The sequence below is a fragment of the Nocardia puris genome (genome assembly GCF_003315035.1).
Classification (GTDB): Bacteria; Actinomycetota; Actinomycetes; order Mycobacteriales; family Mycobacteriaceae; genus Nocardia; species Nocardia puris.
The window spans coordinates 80,630-99,219 of the sequence record NZ_QNRE01000008.1; the positions used below are offsets into that span (position 1 = coordinate 80,630).

The window sequence follows — 18,590 nt, forward strand, 5'->3', positions numbered from 1 at the left end:
GTGTCGGCGTCAGTGAAATCGCTTCTGAGCACCTTGACCAGCCGCGGCCCGCACCGGGTCCTGCGGGGGAACCTGGCCATCGCGGGTCAGCCCGGTGTCGTGTTCACGCCCGAGAGCGGGCGAGGGCTGCCCGCCGTGGTGTTCGGCCATGGCTGGCTGACCGGCGTCGGCAACTATCGTGAGCTGCTCGAACACCTCGCGTCCTGGGGTTTCGTCGCCGCCGCGCCCGACACCGAACGCGGGCCGATCCCATCACATCTGGGGTTGGCCACCGACCTGCTCACCACCGTCGACATCTGCACCGGCGTGCGGCTCGGCGACGGCGAGATCAGCGTCAACCCCGAGCGCATCGCCCTGGCCGGGCACGGCATGGGCGCCGGCGCGGCCGTGATCGCCGCCGGCCAGCGCCGCGTTGCCGCCCTCGCCGCCCTCTTCCCCGCGCCGACCGCACCCTCCGCCGAAACCCTCGCCCCGAACATCGACATTCCGGCCCTCGTCCTGGCGGGCTCCACCGACATCGCGTCGGTCAACTCCAACGCCCTCCCCCTCACCTCCGCCTGGGGCGGCCCCGCGCTGCTGCGAGCCATCGACGGCGCGAGTCAGAACGGGATCATCGAAGGCCGCCGCGCCCTCGCCGCCCTCGGCGCGGGCAAACACCAGCCCAAGGTCTCCCGCACCACCCGCGCCCTCCTCGTCGGCTACCTCCGCCACACCCTCCTCGACGAGAAGACCTACAAACCGTTCACCGACCCCGAAGCGCAGATCCCCCACACCCACGTGATCGATCCCGACGCGCCGCGGGAAGAGGAGTCGAAGCCGAAGCTGTCTGTGGGGACCATCGCCTCCTTGCTGCGGAAGTAGGGCGGTCAGCCGCAGATCGGGGCTTCGGCCCACCAGTTCGCGAGGGTCCGCTCGAGAGTGGAACCTTCCGGAATCTCGACGCCGACCAGGTATCGGGACAGTGTGGGGTCATCGGGGAACGCGGTGAAGAAGTCGCCGTCCCCGATCGGTGCGATCGCGTTCTCCGGTGGGATGAAGATCGTCGGATCGATCGCGCAACCGTCGTGCGGGCGCCGCATCTGCTGTGCGGCGCCGCGCGTATAGCTCTGCTCGCCATATGTTTCCAGCTTCGCGCGGACGCCTGCAGAGGACTTGTAGTCGTAGATGGTGAACCCGGTGGCATCGTCGGCGCCGCCCAGGCACTGGAAACCGAGGCGGTCCGTCGAATTGGAGAAGGTACAGAAGACGTCGCGCCAGCCCTTCGCGGAGATTCCCTCGCCGGCGGGCAGCATCTTCGGGAACGCGTCGACGACACTCTGCTGTTTCTGCGGCCACGCGGCCGTGGTGAGCCCGACCCACGACGACGTCGCCGAATCGGCGGTCTTGGCCACCAGAACGACCACACCCACCACGGCCACAAGCAATATCGCCAAGCCGACGCCGATCAGCGCGACCAGCTTGCCCGAACCACCGGAGCTCGACCGCGCCGGAACCGCGTGCCTGAACTGCTGCTGAGCGGGATAGGGGGCGGCCTGCGGAGCGGAATACGGTTGCGGCGCGGGATGCGGCCGAGCGGGATGCCGCACTGGTGGTGCAAACCCCGGGTTCGGTGCCCCGTAGCTCGGAACAGGTTGTGGCGACGCATGATTGGCCGGCTGCTGCCAGGCGGGAGCAGACGCCGCGCGCGGTTGCGACACCTGCCCGCCTGTCCTCCATGCCCGGCTCACCGCGGCCGCGAACTCACCGCAGCTGGAGTATCTGTCGTCGGGCCGTTTGGCGAGAGCCTTCGCCAGCACCGCGTCCAACGCCTGTGGCAGCCCCGCACGGCGGGTGCTGATCGGCGGTGGCGGATCCGAGAGGTGCGCGCGAATCACGGTGACCGGATTGGTCGCGTCGAACGGGGCCTGCCCGGTGAGCAGCACGAACAGCGTGCAAGCCAGCGAGTACTGGTCGCACCGATGATCCAGCGGATTCCCCGTCAATTGCTCGGGCGAGGCGAACGCGAGCGTCGCGGTGAACGTGCCGGTCTGGGTCAGGCCGTTCTGTTCGTCGCGGAACCGCGCAATCCCGAAGTCCGCCAGGAACACTCGCGGCGGACGGCCCGAGTCCATTTCCCCGAGCAGGATATTGGCCGGTTTTATGTCGCGATGCAGCACACCCTGCTGATGGGCGTAGTCCAACGCGGAGGCCGCGTCGGCGATGATGCCCGCCGCGAATGCCGGTTCCATCACGCCGAACTCGGCCGCATCGGTGCCCGCGATGTACTGCATCGAAATCCACAGGCTGCGCCCCTCCGCACCCCGGTCGTACACCGCGACGATATTCGGATGCTCGAGCCGCGCGACCAGATCCGCCTCCCGCTCGAACCGAGCCCGGATCTCGCTGTCGCCGAACACTTCCTCGTTGAGGAGCTTCAGCGCCACCTTCCTCGGCAACCGGGGATGCTTGGCCAAGAACACCGTGCCCATCCCACCCTGCCCCAATACCCGCTCGATCCGATACTCGGCGAACACCTCACCGGGCCGCAGATCGGTCACAAGCCTCCCCCTTCGATCCCTCACCCACCGTCGAGCACGGCCATGCTAGCCGAAAGCGACGCGCCGGACCCTCACGAGCCCAACGCATCCCACCCGCTCACACCAGCCAACTCTGCCGCCGGTAGTACTCCCCTTCGGGGTCATCATCCTCATCGATCGGCGTCACAACGTTCTTCGACTTCCGCGCCGCGATCGCCCGCGCCACCGCCTCCCGCTGCTCCCTCTCCTCGGCTTCCCGGCGTTCGCGCTCAGCCCTCTCCTCGGCCTCTCGGCGCTGCTGTTCCTCTATCTCAGCGACCTGCCTCCGGAACTCCTCGCCGTGCTCCTCCATGAATTGCCGAAGTTCAGCTCGCGAACGAGCCTCCAGCTCTTGACTTTTCGCAGCTGTACGCCGGTTGATCTCCTCCAGATCCTCCGAGATGGCTGCCGAAATACGTCGGCAGTCGTCGATGATCCGCTCCATCTCGGAGCGATAGTCGACCATGGTTACTCTCCTAACCAACGATGCCGGTCACGCCACAAGGCTCACAACGGCCCCGCCTCAGCCAGTCGTGCGCCGCTGTCGAACGGCGGCTCGGGCGTGGGCACCGGCGCTTCCGGCTCTTCCTCGACAGTCGGAGCGGGAATGGGCTGGGGGGTGTGTTCGCCGTCCTCTTCCTTCTTCGAGCCCGGTACCGAGGGGATCCCACCCGGGCCAGGTGACCCCTGGTCGTTCTGCGAGCCTTCGTTCGGCTTGTCCTCCGACTTCTCACCATCCGGCTCAGCGTCCTGACCGACGATCACGGGGTTCCCGTTCTCGTCCAGCTTCACGCTGTACTCTTGCGAATTGCCCTCGGAATCGGTCGCAACGAGCTTGAGTTGGCCGTCCGGGCCCATCTCCAGCTTCAGGTTCTTTCCAGCAAGGTCGAAGGCGGACTTGTCATCATCCTTCTCCTTACCTTCCTCTGTCTGCTCTTCTTCCTCTTCTTTCCCGGCAGCGTCTTCCTGCTGCTCCTTCAAATACTCCAGTGCATTGTCGACCCCATCCTCGATAACGCCGCTCAATGACGTGAGCCCCGTGCTCAGGCTCTGCGCCAGTGTGCTCACCAGAGGGGACAGAGTCTGCGCGGCGCTGGTGAGCCCTTCGAGCAAGTCGGCGGCACTGGGGTTCGTGGACGTGTCGTCATCATCCTCGTCGTCATCCACCGATGGGTCATCCGTGGTGCCCGGCCCCGGGCTGGGACCAGGGGTACTCGGGCCAGGAGTGCTCGGACCCGGGGTGCTGGGTCCCGGATTGCTGGGGGTTGAAGGGCCGACAGGGCAGGGGTAGGACTCCTCCGCGATCCCGCCCATCGCAGTGGTGATCGCGCCGTAGACTTCCTTGACTTTTCTGTCGGTACCGTCACATGCCTCCAGAAACTTATTCACCTTGTCGATGTAGTCACCCTTGAACACCTCGTCCAACCATTTTTGGCAACGCTCCTTCGCCGCCCGCTCCCACTCCGAACCCGGGGCCACGATCCCCGCATGATTCACGAAGTTAAAGAACTTTCCACTCAGGCCCATCTCTTGGCCAATATCCGGAAATATGTTGTGAATCCTATTGGCCTCGCTATCACCACTATAGAAGTTCGACCAAGAAATCCCGCCCGCTCCGTTGATGATATCGTCTACATTCTCCGGAGTCTTCCCGTCGATCTTCTCGTAAAGTCCATGCTCGCGAATTTGCAGCACCACATCGGCCTTTATTTTCGCGGCCTCACGAAGCCCTTTCGGCGCCAATTCGAGGGCCGAAATCACAGACTTCGCTTTCTCGATGTCAGTCCAGGCGAGTGTCGACTGTTTTGTCATCATTGCCTGAGCGGATGTGCCAGCGTCTCCGGTCCACGACTGCGAGATACTCTGCTGCGTCGTCTTCTGCTGCGCATGTTGCTGCTCCGCCGTTGTCACGGCTTCCTTCAAAGCTTCAGTGGCCTCGACGAGCTTCGCCTCATCGAGGCCGTTCTGTTCATAGAATCGCTTGTGCAGTTCGTCGTAGGTCTGCGTACTGCCCGGCAGTTGCCCGAAAGCCTTGATGTAGCGCGGTTCGAAATTCTCGAAGTACAGCAGCGACTTGGAGCCCATCCGAAGGTACTCTTCGACGCTCGCATCCCCCGGAACTGTGTATTCCACGACAATCCCCCACTTACTGCTTGTTGGTTTCGCTGGCGCGCCGGTCGTCTACCGTTGTGTAGCTGACGCTGGCCGCACCGATCACATCCGCAGTCGTGTCGGTCGCCTTCGACCAGTCATCGATCCGCTGCTTCAATTGCTCCAAGCCGCTCTGGATCTTCTTCCCCTCGGTCGCATAGTTCGCCCCCGCCTCCCCTGGCCCGAAGAGGTTGTCACCGATCTTTTTCACTTGCTTCGCGACGATATCGCCCGATGTGCGGAGCTCGTTGGCGAGCTTGCCCAGATCCCCCGTCGATACACCTAGTGTGCTCATCCGTGCCGGCACCTCCCGTAGTCGCGTGTCGTCCGATCCCCCGGCTCGGAGTCCCGTGCGTGCCGAGTATCGCCATACTTTCTTGGACGCACGTGGTCGGTGATCGGTTCCATCGGAACCGGTGCCCGCCCGAGGTGTTCGGAGTCAATCTACTGGGGTGGTCGTTGACGCCACAATCGGGCGCGGTGGCGTGGGCCGGCACGGGGCAGGGATCCACGAGGCCGACCTGGGCTCAGGGCGGAACAGCGGCGGCCGGCATCGGGATGCCGGCCGCCGGGTGAGCTACTACCTATTCACCGATCTTTCCCTGGTCGGTGCGCTTCCATTCGGAAGAGCCGTCGGGGTGGCGGTGGAACTCCCAGGCGGCGTAGTCGCCGTCGTTCTCGACGATGGTGACCTGGTCGGCGATGCCGTCCTGGTCGAAGTCGGTCCAGACCTGCATGGCGTCCTCGCCCTGGGTGGTGATGCTGTCGAGGATGCCGTCGCCGTCGATGTCCTGGGTGGGGTGGTTCAGTTCGACCGCGCCGAGGCCGCCCAGGGAGGAGGAGGTGTCGATGTCGGGTAGATCCAGACCCGGGAACTCGCCCGAGGTGATCATGTGGCTCCTCCTCAACGGGGACTCATGCGGTGGTGTGGAGATGCCCGCGGAACACACGGGCAATCACCATCCTGACATCCGCGCGGCTCCGGCGCAGCCCCCTTACCCGATCGAGAACGTCACTTTTTCGGGATGACCAGCCACAGCACCAGGTAGAGCAGGAACTGCGGGCCGGGCAGCAGGCAGGACAGCACGAACAGCAGGCGGACGATATTGGCGTTCCAGCCGAAGTACTCGGCGATTCCACCGCAGACGCCGGCGATCCACTTGTCGGTGTCGGAACGGGTGAAGCGGCGGGTGGGGGCAGTCATCGGTAGATCCCTCTCTGACGTCGAATCTGTACCTTCCACTCTCCGGACCTGGCGCGCCCCGCGCATCGGTCGCGGGCCCCATCCACACCCTGATTTCCGACGGGCGAATCTCAGGGTGCAACCCCGAGGCGGGTGCGGCCGCGCCACGCGCACCCGGCAGACTTCTCCTGTGAGCACGACTCTGCACGCGCGCGGCCTGTCCGCCGCACACGGCGAACGCACCCTCTTCGACGACCTCGACCTCACCCTCGCCGACGGCGATGTGATCGGGCTGGTCGGGGTGAACGGCGCGGGCAAGTCGACGCTGCTGCGCATGCTCGCCGACGGCGCCGCCCCCACCGGGACCATCACGCTGAGCCCACCCGACGCCACGGTCGGCTACCTCGCCCAGGAACCGGAGCGGGTGCCGGGCGAGACCGTGCTCGAATACCTCGGCCGCAGAACGGGAGTCACCGCCGCGCAGGCCGCGATGGACGCGGCGGCGGAACGGCTCGCCGACGGCGGCGAGGACGAGTACACGCCCGCCCTGGAACGCTGGCTCGCCCTCGGCGGCGCCGATCTGGACCAGCGCGCCGAGGAAGTGGCCGCCGACCTGGGGCTCGCCGACAGCCTGGCCGACGGACTGCGCACCCCGATGACGGCACTGTCCGGCGGGCAGGCCGCCCGGGCGGGACTGGCCGCGGTGCTGCTCTCGCGCTACGACATCCTGCTGCTGGACGAGCCCACCAACGACCTGGACCTGGACGGACTCGCCCGGCTGGAGCGCTTCGTGAACGGCGTGCGCGCGCCGCTGATGGTGATCAGCCACGACCGGGAGTTCTTGGCGCGCACCGTGAATCGCATTGTCGAGCTGGACCTCGCGCAACAGCAGGTCGGCCTCTACGACGGCGGGTACGAGTCCTACCTGGCCGAACGCGAGATCGCGCGCAAGCACGCCAGGGAGTCCTACGAGGAGTACGCCGGTACGCTGGCCGACTTGCAGGCCCGCGCGCAGATGCAGCGCAATTGGCTCGAGCACGGCGTGCGCAACGCCCGCCGCAAGGCCCGCGACCCGAAGAAGGTGGACTCGGACAAGGCGGGCCGGAAGATGCGCGCCGAATCGACGGAGAAGCAGGCCGCCAAGGCGCGCCAGACGCAGCGCCGCATCGAGCGGCTGGACGTGGTGGAGGAGCCGCGCAAGGAGTGGGAATTGCGCATGTCGATCGCCGCGGCCCCGCGCAGCGGCACGGTGGTGGCGACCGCCGCCGGCGCGACGCTCACCCGCGGTGAGTTCACCCTCGGCCCCATCACGACGCAGATCGACTGGGCCGACCGGATCGTGCTGACCGGTGCGAACGGCTCCGGGAAATCGACCCTGCTGGCGCTGCTGCTCGGCAAGGCCGCCCCCGACAGTGGCACCGCGGCGCTCGGTTCCGGCGTGGAGATCGGCGAGGTCGACCAGGCGCGCGGGCTGTTCCGCGGAAGCGCTTGCTTGGCCGACACTTTCGCCGCGCAGGTGCCGGACTGGCCCGACGCCGAGGTGCGCACGCTGCTGGCGAAGTTCGGCCTGCGCGGCGGGCACGTGAGCCGCGCGTGCGACACGCTCTCGCCGGGGGAACGCACCCGGGCGGCGCTGGCGCTGTTGCAGGCGCGCGGGGTGAACCTGCTGGTGCTGGACGAGCCGACCAACCACCTCGACCTGCCCGCGATCGAGCAGCTCGAGCAGGCCGTCGAATCCTTCACGGGCACCATGATCCTGGTGACGCACGACCGCAGGATGCTCGATTCCGTGCGCGCGACGCGCCGCTGGCACATGGAGAACGGGCAGCTCTCCGAAGGCTGAAGCCCGGCGGCGCCATTCCCCCACGAACCGCACGGTGCGGCGCACCAGGAGGCGAATCCCCATCCCGCTCACCGCCGTTCCATGGCGAAGCGGATCGGCTCGAGCAGGTTCTCGGGGCTGCGGCATGCTTCGGTGGCGACCAGGAGGACCACCCAGCCGTCGGAGGTGGACGCACCCGCCACCGGCTGCCCGTCGGACGTGGGCGCCGTCAAGCAGCGGATGCCGATCCGCTTGTCCGGCCAGCCCAGATCGACCCGCTGCGGACCCTCGCCCATCCGCACCTGCGGCACCGGATGCGGCAGCCCGGCATCGATGCACAGCAGCCGGACCCGCGACTGCGCCGGAGATTCGGCGCGTCCGTCGGCCAGCCCGACCAGCTCACTCGCCTGTCCGCCGCCGCGCCTGCCGCGCTGACGCTCGCATTCGTCGGTGAGGGCGGCGATGGAAACCCCTTGCCGGACAGCCGCGTCCAACGTGGCGAGCGCGTCGGGGCGGTCGGCGGTGCGCGCGACGTCGATCGCGGTGCGCACGGCGTTCGTGGCGACCACCCCGCCGACCAGCTCCAGTTCACCGGGGTCGGCCCGCATGCGGTGCACGATCAACCGTGACGACCGCGCCTGACGCGGCCCCAGCACGTGGGTGACGCCGCTTCCGGTCACCCCGAATCCGTGCAGTTCGGCGGCCGTCTCGAAGGCGGCCACCACGGAGGGCGCCCCGATCGACAGCCGCGCGGCCTCGACCCGCAGGCGCGCCGTGGGTGGCGTGGTGACCTCCCGGTACACGCCGCGGAAGACGCGCACCCACCGCCCGCTCTCCACCCGCGCACGCAGCTCGGCCCTGCTGTACTCGCACAGCGCCTGCCAGCTGGTGAACGCTCCGAATTGCCTGTCTCGAACTTCCGTCAGTCCCGGTCGCATGCGACCAGAGTCGAGGAAAACCTCTCCGGCCCCGTCCCCCCCGACCTGGGAAAACGGTTGTCCTGTGGACAGATTCGCGCCTGTGGACAACGGGCCGCTCGGCAGGGAGGTCGGCACCCCCGTCGCCACTTCCCTTCCGAAAATCGCTGCCGCCGAACGACCCGTGTTCGACCCGGCCGAGCAGCGCCGTCGGAGGCCTAGACGGACGCGACTCGCTTCGCGAGGTCGTCGGCGACCTGGCGGGCCTGGGACAGGTCGGAGGCCTCCACCATGACGCGGACGAGTTGCTCGGTTCCGCTGGGGCGCAACAGGACTCGGCCGGTGTCGCCGAGGATGCGTTCGGCTTCGGTGACGGCTTCGCGCACCTCGGGGGCGGCGGCGACGGCCGCCTTGTCGGAGACGGGGACGTTGACGAGGATCTGGGGCACGGTGCGCAGCACGCTCGCCAGGTCGGCCAGGGACCGCCCGGTGGACGCCATTCGCGCCATGAGCCGCAGGCCGGTCAGGACCCCGTCGCCGGTGGTGCCGTGCTTGGGGAACACCACGTGACCGGACTGCTCGCCGCCGAGCGTGAAACCGCCCGCGCGCAGTTCCTCCAGCACGTAGCGATCGCCGACGGCGGTGGTGCGCAACGCGATTCCCGCCTCGCGCATGGCGATGTGCAGGCCGAGGTTGCTCATGACGGTGGCGACCAGCGTGTCGGCGGCCAGCTCACCGGATTCCTTCATCGCGATGGCCAGCACCGCCAGGATGGCGTCGCCGTCGACCACAGTGCCCGCGGCGTCCACGGCCAGGCAGCGGTCCGCGTCGCCGTCGTGGGCCAGACCCAGGTCGGCGCCGTGTTCGACCACGGCGCGGCGCACCTGATCGAGATGGGTGGACCCGCACCCGTCGTTGATATTGAGCCCGTCGGGTTCGGCGTTGATCGCGATCACGGTGGCGCCCGCCTCGCGGTAGGCCGTGGGGCCCACCTCGGCGGCGGCGCCGTTCGCGCAGTCCACGACCACGGTGATGCCGTTCAAGTCCTGGCCCGTCGCCTCCACGAGGTGCTCGACATAGCGCTCGTGCGTGCCCTCGACGCTGTAGTGATCGGGGATGACGAGGCCGTGGTCGCGCGCGCCGGAGGCGTTCAGGACGCGCCCGATGCCCGCACCGGTGGGACGGACGGGGGCTGCCTCGGCCATGGCGGCCTCGATGCGGTCCTCCACCGCGTCGTCGAGCTTGTGCCCGCCCGCCGCGAAGATCTTGATGCCGTTGTCCGGCATGGGGTTGTGCGAGGCGGAGATCATCACACCGAGGCACGCGTCGTACAGGCCGGTCAGATAGGCGATCGCGGGCGTCGGCAGCACGCCGACCGCGAGCACGTTCACCCCGGCCGCCGTCAGGCCCGCCGTGACCGCGGCCTCCAGCATCTCGCCGGACGCGCGCGGATCGCGGCCCACCACGGCCAGCGCCCGCTTCTTGCCGCGGCCGAGCACCTGCGCGGCCGCACCGGCGACCCGCAGCGCCAGCTCCGGACTCAGCGATTCGTTGGCGAGACCGCGTACCCCGTCGGTGCCGAACAGACGTCCCATACCTAAGCCCCTCATCGGTGGTTGATACAGCACGAGAGCAGGCCACCAGCGATGCTGGAAGCCTGCTCTCGTACAGCTGCCACGCCGGCCACGCCGTATCGGACGGCGACCGGCGCCGAGGCGGTGCGTACCACCCCGGCGCGATCGGTCGCCGAGCCGACACCGGCACCACCAGGGTGCCGGATGACGGGGGCGGGCGGTGCCGGAATCAGCGCTTCGAGTACTGCGGCGCCTTGCGCGCCTTCTTCAGACCGTACTTCTTGCGCTCGGTGGCACGCGGGTCACGGGTCAGGAAGCCCGCCCGCTTCAGCGCGGGACGATCATCCGGGGTGACCTCGATCAGCGCGCGGGCGATGGCCAGGCGCAGGGCGCCGGCCTGACCCGACGGGCCGCCGCCGACCAAGCGGGCGTACACGTCGAAGGACTCGGTGCGCTCGACGGTGACCAGCGGCGACTTGACCAGCTGCTGGTGCACCTTGTTCGGGAAGTAGTCCTCGATGGTGCGGCCGTTGAGCACGAAGTTGCCCGAGCCGGGCACCAGGCGGACGCGGACGACGGCTTCCTTGCGGCGGCCGACGGTCTGCACCGGGCGGTCGATCAGGACCGGGGCGTAGGTGGCGGGCTCGGCCTCGTAGCCGTATTCCTCTTCCACGACCTCGGCGGCGCCGTCCTCAACGACGACTTCTTCGGCGAACTCGTTGAATTCTTCGGGAGCGGTCACTGGGCCACCTGCTTGATCTCGAACGGAACGGGCTGCTGGGCCGCGTGCGGATGGTTCGGGCCCGCGTAGACCTTGAGCTTGCCCGCGATCGCGTTGCCCAGCTTGTTCTTGGGGATCATGCCCTTGACGGCCTTCTCCACGAGACGCTCGGGACGGGTCTCCAACACCTGACCGACAGTGCGCGACTTGAGGCCGCCCGGGTGCCCGGAGTGGTGGTGGATGAGCTTGTTCTCACGCTTGTTGCCGGAGATCGCGACCTTCTCGGCATTGATGATGATGACGAAATCGCCACCGTCGACGTGCGGCGCGTAGGTCGGCTTGGTCTTGCCACGCAGCAGATTCGCTGCCTGGACGGCAAGACGGCCGAGCACTACGTCAGTGGCATCGATGACGTACCACTTGCGGGTCACGTCACCAGCCTTGGGGCTGTACGTAGGCACAGTGCTTCCCTGTCTGTAGTCGGTGCTGCCGGCCACGGCGTGCGGTCGAGGGGTTCCCGGCGGCCGGTGGAGACCCGGGCCTCGGTCGGCGGCCCCGGTATCCACAGCGGAATCCCGAGGCCGTCCACACGCCGAGGAGCCACGATACCAGGGCGGTATCGACGGCGGAGAATCCGGTCAGATCTGCACCGGCGGGCCCGGATCGACGGCGCCCGGCGGGCCGGGCACCACGTAGCGCAGGGTGTCCATGTTCGGCGCGCACTCGGCGTCGGCGTCGGCGAAACCGCGCACCGTGGTGATGCCCTGGCGGGGCTCCCCCAGGATGGCGCGGGGCGTGAACCCACAGGCCACGGGCGCCGCGACCGACTCCGCCGCCGACGCGGTGAGCTCGACCTGTCCGCCCTCACCGGGCAGGGCGACGATGGCCAGCGCCACCGCGCCGACCACGGTCTGCGCGCCGAACAGGTTGTCGCGCACCTTGTTCCAGACCTTGCCCTTACCGCCGTCGTGTTCCTCGGGCTCGTCCCACACGCTGGCATGCCTGCCGCGCGGTGAACCGGGGTCCTCGGGCGGTCTCGTGAACCGGCCACCCTCGTCCGGGGCGTTCGGCGGCAGGCCGCGCAGATCTTCCCGGGTGACGCGCCTGGTGGGCTCGTCACCGGAGTCGGGCGCACCGGGGCCGACCGTCGGATATCCCGGGCCGTAGCTCACGACCGGCGATCCCGACGGCGGACCGGCATCCGGCCCCCGCCGGCCCGGATCCACCGGCGGCGCGGGGCGCGGCGGCTGGGGCGGGTAGTCCTGGCGCGGCGGCTCGGCGTGCCTGCCCGAACTCTGCGGCTCACCGGCATCGCTGTCGGTCACCAGCAGGTGCGTCGCGCCGAGCACCAGCGCGTGCATCGGGTGGTCGGCCACGTGCAGGCGATGGCCCAGATGGTTCTGGAAGGCCAGGCGCAGCGCGTCGTTGAAGCAGACGTTGCCGGTCAGCAGCACCGTGGAGGTGTCGGCACCGATCGCGCGGGCCGCCGCCATCACCTCGATCACCACGTTGTCGGCCGAGCGGGCATCGCGCATGGCGTCGGGACCGACGGGCACGTCCACCGATTCGGTGGGCTGCTCGTCGTCGCCGTGCACGGCCACCACCAGCATGGTGCGGCCGTCGGAGTAGACGCCGGTCGCGCCGATGCCGTGCGGCATGCGCCCGTCGGGCGGGCGGACCAGGCCGAGCGCGCGCACGTACCCGGACAGCGCGACGCTCTCCGGCAGGGGTTCCACCGTCACGTCGAGCGTCTCGACCAGTTCGGCGTAGGCGTCGACCTTCTCGTCCGGCCAGCCGTCCGGGAAGGGCAGCGCGACCACGTCGGGCTTGCCGCGCAGGTACTTGCCGATGGACGCGAGCGGGTTGTACATGCGGGCGCGGAACACCATCTCCGCCGGCCACGTCGCGCCGGCCACCACGATCTGCGAGTGCCCGATGATGTCGCGCACGTCGGCGATCGCCATGCCCAGGTCGGGGCGCTGCCGGTCGACCCCCGCCGTGTGCAGCCGGCCGGACGCGTCCGCCAGCAGATACGCCGGTGGCGTGAACGTACCCTCCACCTGCACCGGGCGGATCGGAGTGCTTCCGCCGCCCGCTGCCACGGACACCACATCCCATCCGAGATGCACTGCCCCTACTCGCACTGTCACAGGCATAAGTGTGCCTGCTGTGTGAGAGACATGCGCGCGATCCCAGCCATCACCGGGTCGCGCCGGGTGCGGGCGACGCTCACGCCGACGACTTCTTCAGTCGCAGGCGCTGCCAGGTGATGACCGCCAGCACCGCGGTGATCGCCAGCAACAGTCCGATATCGAGGAACCAGATGCCCGCTTCGTGGTTCCAGAGTCCGTCCGGTTGCGCGTTGACGAAGATTTCCCGGATGTTCACCGTCGACGCGCCCGCCGCATACCCCCAGCGGGCCGGGAACAGCCACGACAGCTGTTCCAGCACGACGCGTCCGGTGACCGGGATGAGGCCGCCCGCCATCACCAGCTGGACCATGATCATCACGACCAGCATGGGCATGACCTGCTCGTTGGACTTGGCGATGCTGGAGATGAGCAGGCCGAACACCACGCAGCAGACCGCGGTGAGCGCGATGTCGAGGTACAGCTCGATGCTGCCGTTGGCCAGCACCGACCCCTCGCCCGGCGGCTTCTTGCCCGCCAGCGTGATGCCGACGAGCACCGCCGACTGCAGGAACGCGGTGACGCTGAACACGGCGATCTTCGCGATCAGGTACGCCGAGGGCAGCAGGCCGACGGCGCGCTCCCGGTAGAAGATGGTCCGTTCGCCGACCAGGTCGCGCACGGTGAGCGTGGCGCCCATGAAGCAGGCGCCGAGGATCAGCACCACCAGGAGTTGCTGGGTTTCACCCCCGCCCGTGCGCACGATCTCGCCACTGGGCAGGGTGGTGAATCCGCCGGGCGCGAACCCGTTCTCGCCGGGCACCACCAGCGACAGCACGCCGAGGATGATCGGCAGCAGCACGAGGAAGACCAGGTAGCCGCGGTCGGCGAGGATCAGGCGCAACTGCCTGCGCACCAGCGTCGAGAACTGTTTGAACCCGCTGGATCGCACGGGGCTGCCCGACGGGCCGTAGCGCGGCGGGGGCGGAGGCGGCGGCGCGAACGCCTGCCGGGAGCGGTACGCGGCGAAGGCCTGGTCCGGGTTGGCGGCCACCTGGGCGAAGATCTCCGCCCAGTCGCTGGTGCCGAGCGCCGCGCCGACGCCCGCGGGGTGCCCGCAGAACGCGGTCTTGCCGCCGGGCGCCAGCAGCAGCACCTGGTCGCACATGTCCAGGCAGGCCACCGAGTGGGTCACCACGATGACCGTGCGGCCCGCGTCGGCCAGCTCGCGCAGCATCACCATGACCTGGCGGTCCAGCGCGGGGTCCAGGCCGGAGGTCGGCTCGTCCAGGATGAGCAGCGACGGGCCGGTCAGCAGTTCCAACGCCACCGACGCACGCTTGCGCTGGCCGCCGGAGAGCCGGTCCACCCGGGTGTCGGCGTGCTGGGTGAGCGAGAGCTCTTTGAGCACACCGTCGATCACCTGCTGGCGGTCGGCCTTGCTGGTGTCGGGCGGCAGCCGCAGTTCGGCGGCGTAGCCCAGCGCCTGGCGGACGGTGAGCTGACGGTGCAGCACGTCGTCCTGGGGCACCATGCCGATGCGGGAGCGCAACGCCTCGTACTCGGCGTGCAGGTTGCGGCCCTCGAAGGTCACCACGCCGCCGGAGGGCTGGGTGTTGCCCGCGATCAGCTTCGCCAGCGTCGACTTGCCCGCGCCGGACGGGCCGATGAGCGCGGTGAGCGTGCCGCGGCCCGCCTGCATGTTGACATCGACGAGCAGTTGCTTGTTGCCCTCGACGGTGAAGCCGACGCCGTGCACGTGCAGGCCCTGTTCGGCGACCGGCTTCTGCCGGTGCACCAGGGTGCCCTGCTGGACGACGAAGTCGACGTTGCCGATGGTGACGATGTCGCGTTCGCGCAGCACCGTGCGCTGCTGACGGGTGCCGTTGACGAAGGTGCCGTTGGCCGAGCCGAGATCCTCGAGGGTGAGGCCCTCCGAACCCGCCAGCAGGCGGGCGTGCTTGCGCGAGGCCAGCGGGTCGTTGACGACGATCTGGTTGTCGGTGGTGCGGCCGATGTCGAGCCCGCCGGGCGGCAGGCGGTCGGCGCGGGCGATCGGCGCGGTGGACGCGCGGGCCCGGACCGGCGGCAAGGCCGAGGTGTCGGCCTTGGTGGTCATGTTGACGTTGACGGGCGGAGTCTGCGGTGTGGGTTGCGACGGCGGCTTGTACTGCGGTGTCGGCGGTGGTTTGGGGGTCGGCTGGTGCTGCTGTGGCGGCGCGGGGCGGTTGGGATGCCGGTAGCCCGGCCGCGGCGGCGCGGCCTGCTGCGCCTGCGACGGCGGCATCGGCGGCCGCCCGTGCCGCGCCGCAGGCGCGGTGGGCAGCAGATGCAGCAGCGGGCCGCTGATCGCGTCACCCAGCCGGACCTGTGTCGGCCGGTCGATCGTCACGGGCTGAGCGAGTCTGCGCGCGTCGACGAAAACGCCGTTGGTGCTGCCGTTGTCGGTGAGAACCCAGCCACTCCCCTGCCAGGCCAGCGTCGCGTGCACCCGCGACACCAGCGGGCTGTCGACGAACAGCGTCACCTCGGGCGCGCGGCCCATGGTGATCTTCTGGTTCGCCTCGAATACCCGTTCAGTTCCATCATGGCGCACGGTGATGGTCTGCGCCCCCGGTAAAGACATGCGGGCGATACTATGCGATCGACCGGACATCGGCGGTGCCCCCGACGCGCCTTTCTTCCCGATCCGGCGACCGATGTGAACTTTATACCGGCCGACGAGGGGGAGCTTTGCCGAAACTCCAAGCGACCGCTGTGATCACAGCCCTACTGTGCGCCATCGCGCTGACCGGGTGCACGAGGATGGTCGACGGCCGCGCCGTCTCCGTCTACGACGACCCGTTCAAGGTGGCCGGGCTGCCCACCACCAGCGGACCGAGCGGGCCCCGGCCCAATGTCGAGGACAGCACCCTCACCGCGATCAACGGCGACGGCGGGGAGGTCGATCAACTGGCGCTCAACGCCGTCGAGGACATCCAGACCTACTGGAGCACCGAGTACGGCAAGGAGTTCGAGGGCGAGTTCGAACCGGTCGAGAAGCTGATCTCGTGGAGCGCGAAGGATCCGCGCGCCGAGGCCCCCGAGTTCTGCAAGGAGACCACCTACCGTCTGGTCAACGCCGCCTACTGCCGCCTGGACGATTCGATCGGCTGGGACCGCGCGGTGTTGCTGCCCACCATGGAGGAGGCCTTCGGCAACATGGCCGTGGTGATGGTGCTGGCCCACGAGTACGGCCACGCCATCCAGAATCAGGCGGAGATCGTCAAGCCGAAGGACCCGGTGATCGTCAAGGAGCAGCAGGCCGACTGCTTCGCGGGCGCGTTCATCCGCCATGTCGCCGAAGGCAAGTCGAAGCACTTCACCATCAACACCTCCGACGGCCTGAACAACGTGCTCGCCGCCACCGTCGCGATCCGCGACTCCGATCCCGACGATCCGGAGAGCGTGCACGGGTCCGCGTTCGAGCGGGTGACCGCGGTACAGATCGGTTTCACCGACGGACCCAAGGCGTGCAAGGGCATCGATATCGACGAGATCAACCAGCGCCGCGGCAATCTCCCGCAGACCCTCGGCGGGCAGAGCGGTGAATACGAGATCGACAAGGCCAGTCTGCTCGAACTGACCAAGGCGCTGGCGGCGATCCTGCCGGTGCGGAACAGCCCGACCTACGAGTACAACGGCGCGACCATCACCTGCACCGACGGCGTCACCACCGAGCCGGTCTCCTACTGCCCGGCGCGCAACCTGATCGCCACCGACATCCCCAAGCTGGCCGAGCGCGGCACCGCCGACGTGGACGACGACAATCCGTTGCCGCTCAAGGTTTCCGGCGACTACAACGGCTACGTCGTCTTCATCTCCCGCTACACGCTGGCCGTGCAGCAGAACCACGGCCAGTCGCTGGTCGGCCCCAAGACCGGGCTGCGCGCCGCCTGCCTGGCGGGCGTGGTGACCGGCAAACTCGCCGACCCGAACCGGGGCGCCGACCAGGGCGACATCACCCTGGCCGCGGGCGATCTCGACGAGGCGGTCTCGGGCCTGCTCACCGACGGCCTGGCCGCCAGCGACGTGGAGGGCCAGACGGTGCCGAGTGGATTCGCCCGCGTCGACGCGTTCCGCGCCGGCGTCCTGTACGGCGAGAACACCTGCATGTCGCGGTATTCGTAACCGCTCAGCCGAACGGGGGCGGGGCGGCCGGTTCGAACCGCAGCACCCGGTTGCCGATCATGATCTCGGTGCCGGGCACCAGCGTCATCGGCTGGTTCGGGTGCAGGCGCACCCAGTCGCGGTAGCCGGGCAGCCTGCTGCGGGTGCCGTTGGTCGAACCGCGGTCGACCAAGGTGACGTCCCAGTTGACCAGGCGGATCTCGGCGTGCGCCCGGGACATGCCGCCGGAGGTGTCGTCCACCTTGAGCGGCACCAGGCCGCGCTGGGCCGCCTCGGAATGCTCCGGATCGCGGCCGATCACGGCGTCGGCGGCCAGCATGTAGGTCATGCCGTCGTCGAGCACCAGCATGCCCAGCGGCGGGCGGATCACCTCGATCAGCGACTGCGTCTGGTCGACCGGCATGCCGCAGACCGTGCAGAACGCCGACCGCGGATCGCTGGGATGCGCACGCGCGCACTTGAATCCCATCACCTTGACGGTGAGCGCGGTCGCCTTGGCGGTCGCCTCGAGGCGCCGTTGCAGGTCCGGGTCGGGTTCCGGCGCGGGGTTCGTGCCGCCGATCATGGTCTGCGCCAACTGCGGGTCGGAATCCTCGCCGACCTGGTCCATCATCGAGGTCGACGCCTGCGTCGCGGCGTGGTGCGGGCCCGGTTCGGGCGCGCGCCGCGGCTCGCGGGAGTCGGATTCGCGTCGGGGTTCGGCGTCGATGCGCGCCGTCGGCACGGGCGGGCCGGACTCTTGCGCGGGTGACGCGACCGGGCGGTGCGCGCGGGCGCCGTCGGTCCAGAGGACGGCGCCGCCGGCCCGCGCGATTCCTTCGACCAGCCAACCGATTCCGCGCGCGCGGGGCACCTCCGGGATGCGGCCCTTCTCGTCATCGATGAACAGCGCCACCCCGCGCGCGGGCGCCGCCGCGACCCGGTCGACGGTGAACGCGGCGTCGCTGCCCCGGTAGCGCTGGTCGCCGTTGTCGCCGGCCAGCACGGCCGTGACCGCGCCGTGCAGGAAGATCGCCACCCCGCCGTTCTCGGCCGCGGAGAGGATGCCGAAATCGATGGGCACGCCGGGACTTATCTGCTCGGCGTGCTTCATTAGCCAGCGGGTGGCCTGCCGCGCGACCTGCGCGCCGGGCCCCTCCGGGTGCAGGTGCGCGGCCTCGGCGACCAGTTCAGCCAGCGACTCCAGCGCCAGCGAGGCCGTCGAGTCCGCCGTCGGCTCGCCCGGCCCGCGGTGCGCGACCACCAGCACCGCACCCGCCACCCTGGCGACCGCATGGTTTCCCGCGACGACCTCGACCTGCCGATCTTTCACCGGTATCGGCCTCCGCCGAGCGTGCGGTTCGTGGTCGTCGCCATGCTCCCAGCGTA

General features: G+C 69.1%; 16 protein-coding genes. 3 read left to right on the forward strand and 13 right to left on the reverse strand.

Annotation, left to right across the window (positions count from 1 at the left end; genetic code table 11):
* On the forward strand, nt 1–861 hold the full coding sequence (locus DFR74_RS20515) for a poly(ethylene terephthalate) hydrolase family protein (protein ID WP_067507243.1): 861 nt from the start codon (nt 1–3) through the stop codon (nt 859–861).
* Between the two features lie 5 nt (nt 862–866).
* Here the strand turns inward: DFR74_RS20515 and DFR74_RS20520 are convergent, their stop codons facing one another.
* The 6 genes from DFR74_RS20520 to DFR74_RS20545 form a co-directional block, all read right to left on the reverse strand.
* Nucleotides 867–2,537, reverse strand: a complete 1,671-nt coding sequence (locus DFR74_RS20520) for a serine/threonine protein kinase (protein ID WP_067507246.1) — start codon at nt 2,535–2,537, stop codon at nt 867–869.
* A 97-nt stretch (nt 2,538–2,634) separates the two neighbouring features.
* Nucleotides 2,635–3,021 carry a hypothetical protein gene (locus DFR74_RS36705; RefSeq protein ID WP_067507249.1) on the reverse strand — a complete coding sequence of 129 codons (387 nt, stop codon included), beginning with the start codon at nt 3,019–3,021 and terminating at the stop codon, nt 2,635–2,637.
* Between the two features lie 41 nt (nt 3,022–3,062).
* Nucleotides 3,063–4,640: a hypothetical protein gene (locus DFR74_RS20530; protein WP_067507251.1), complete on the reverse strand. Its 1,578-nt coding sequence runs from the start codon at nt 4,638–4,640 to the stop codon at nt 3,063–3,065.
* A 61-nt stretch (nt 4,641–4,701) separates the two neighbouring features.
* On the reverse strand, nt 4,702–5,001 hold the full coding sequence (locus tag DFR74_RS20535) for a hypothetical protein (RefSeq protein WP_067507259.1): 300 nt from the start codon (nt 4,999–5,001) through the stop codon (nt 4,702–4,704).
* A 289-nt stretch (nt 5,002–5,290) separates the two neighbouring features.
* Nucleotides 5,291–5,599, reverse strand: a complete 309-nt coding sequence (locus tag DFR74_RS20540) for a DUF6802 family protein (protein ID WP_067507262.1) — start codon at nt 5,597–5,599, stop codon at nt 5,291–5,293.
* 119 nt (nt 5,600–5,718) lie between these two features.
* Nucleotides 5,719–5,910, reverse strand: a complete 192-nt coding sequence (locus DFR74_RS20545) for a PspC domain-containing protein (RefSeq protein ID WP_067507265.1) — start codon at nt 5,908–5,910, stop codon at nt 5,719–5,721.
* A 169-nt stretch (nt 5,911–6,079) separates the two neighbouring features.
* On the opposite strand from DFR74_RS20545, the gene DFR74_RS20550 reads away from it, so the two are divergent.
* On the forward strand, nt 6,080–7,732 hold the full coding sequence (locus tag DFR74_RS20550; protein ID WP_067507268.1) for an ABC-F family ATP-binding cassette domain-containing protein: 1,653 nt from the start codon (nt 6,080–6,082) through the stop codon (nt 7,730–7,732).
* A gap of 68 nt (nt 7,733–7,800) precedes the next feature.
* On the opposite strand, the gene DFR74_RS20555 is transcribed toward DFR74_RS20550, so the two are convergent.
* The 6 genes from DFR74_RS20555 to DFR74_RS20580 all read right to left on the reverse strand — a co-directional run bounded on the left by DFR74_RS20555 (nt 7,801) and on the right by DFR74_RS20580 (nt 15,678).
* On the reverse strand, nt 7,801–8,649 hold the full coding sequence (locus tag DFR74_RS20555; RefSeq protein ID WP_067507271.1) for a type IV toxin-antitoxin system AbiEi family antitoxin domain-containing protein: 849 nt from the start codon (nt 8,647–8,649) through the stop codon (nt 7,801–7,803).
* Nucleotides 8,650–8,846: 197 nt separating this feature from the next.
* Nucleotides 8,847–10,223: a phosphoglucosamine mutase gene (gene glmM, locus DFR74_RS20560; protein ID WP_067507274.1), complete on the reverse strand. Its 1,377-nt coding sequence runs from the start codon at nt 10,221–10,223 to the stop codon at nt 8,847–8,849.
* 208 nt (nt 10,224–10,431) lie between these two features.
* Nucleotides 10,432–10,944, reverse strand: coding sequence for a 30S ribosomal protein S9 (gene rpsI, locus DFR74_RS20565; protein WP_084537476.1), 513 nt, complete (start codon nt 10,942–10,944; stop codon nt 10,432–10,434).
* Complete coding sequence (gene rplM, locus DFR74_RS20570) at nt 10,941–11,384, reverse strand: 50S ribosomal protein L13 (protein WP_067507465.1); 444 nt, start codon at nt 11,382–11,384, stop codon at nt 10,941–10,943. The genes rpsI and rplM overlap by 4 nt, the downstream gene beginning before the upstream one ends.
* 177 nt (nt 11,385–11,561) lie before the next feature.
* Entirely contained in the window at nt 11,562–12,989 is a 1,428-nt protein-coding gene (locus tag DFR74_RS20575; protein WP_232331700.1) for a hypothetical protein, read from the reverse strand.
* A gap of 163 nt (nt 12,990–13,152) precedes the next feature.
* On the reverse strand, nt 13,153–15,678 hold the full coding sequence (locus DFR74_RS20580) for an ATP-binding cassette domain-containing protein (RefSeq protein WP_067507280.1): 2,526 nt from the start codon (nt 15,676–15,678) through the stop codon (nt 13,153–13,155).
* Nucleotides 15,679–15,857: 179 nt separating this feature from the next.
* On the opposite strand from DFR74_RS20580, the gene DFR74_RS20585 reads away from it, so the two are divergent.
* Nucleotides 15,858–17,222 (forward strand): neutral zinc metallopeptidase, encoded by a 1,365-nt coding sequence (locus DFR74_RS20585; RefSeq protein ID WP_407675227.1) that lies wholly within the window; start codon nt 15,858–15,860, stop codon nt 17,220–17,222.
* 4 nt (nt 17,223–17,226) lie between these two features.
* Here DFR74_RS20585 and DFR74_RS20590 read toward each other — a convergent pair whose 3' ends face one another.
* Nucleotides 17,227–18,534 (reverse strand): FHA domain-containing protein, encoded by a 1,308-nt coding sequence (locus tag DFR74_RS20590; protein ID WP_067507286.1) that lies wholly within the window; start codon nt 18,532–18,534, stop codon nt 17,227–17,229.
* Between the last annotated feature and the right edge of the window lie 56 nt (nt 18,535–18,590).

Coding starts and splice junctions, on each gene's coding strand:
- DFR74_RS36705 (WP_067507249.1), bottom strand. CDS start 3,021: ATGGTCGACTATCGCTCCGAGATGGAGCGGATCATCGACGACTGCCGA.
- DFR74_RS20530 (WP_067507251.1), bottom strand. CDS start 4,640: ATGGGCTCCAAGTCGCTGCTGTACTTCGAGAATTTCGAACCGCGCTAC.
- DFR74_RS20535 (WP_067507259.1), bottom strand. CDS start 5,001: ATGAGCACACTAGGTGTATCGACGGGGGATCTGGGCAAGCTCGCCAAC.
- DFR74_RS20540 (WP_067507262.1), bottom strand. CDS start 5,599: ATGATCACCTCGGGCGAGTTCCCGGGTCTGGATCTACCCGACATCGAC.
- DFR74_RS20545 (WP_067507265.1), bottom strand. CDS start 5,910: ATGACTGCCCCCACCCGCCGCTTCACCCGTTCCGACACCGACAAGTGG.
- DFR74_RS20555 (WP_067507271.1), bottom strand. CDS start 8,649: ATGCGACCGGGACTGACGGAAGTTCGAGACAGGCAATTCGGAGCGTTC.
- glmM (WP_067507274.1), bottom strand. CDS start 10,223: ATGGGACGTCTGTTCGGCACCGACGGGGTACGCGGTCTCGCCAACGAA.
- DFR74_RS20580 (WP_067507280.1), bottom strand. CDS start 15,678: ATGTCTTTACCGGGGGCGCAGACCATCACCGTGCGCCATGATGGAACT.
- DFR74_RS20585 (WP_407675227.1), top strand. CDS start 15,858: ATGGTCGACGGCCGCGCCGTCTCCGTCTACGACGACCCGTTCAAGGTG.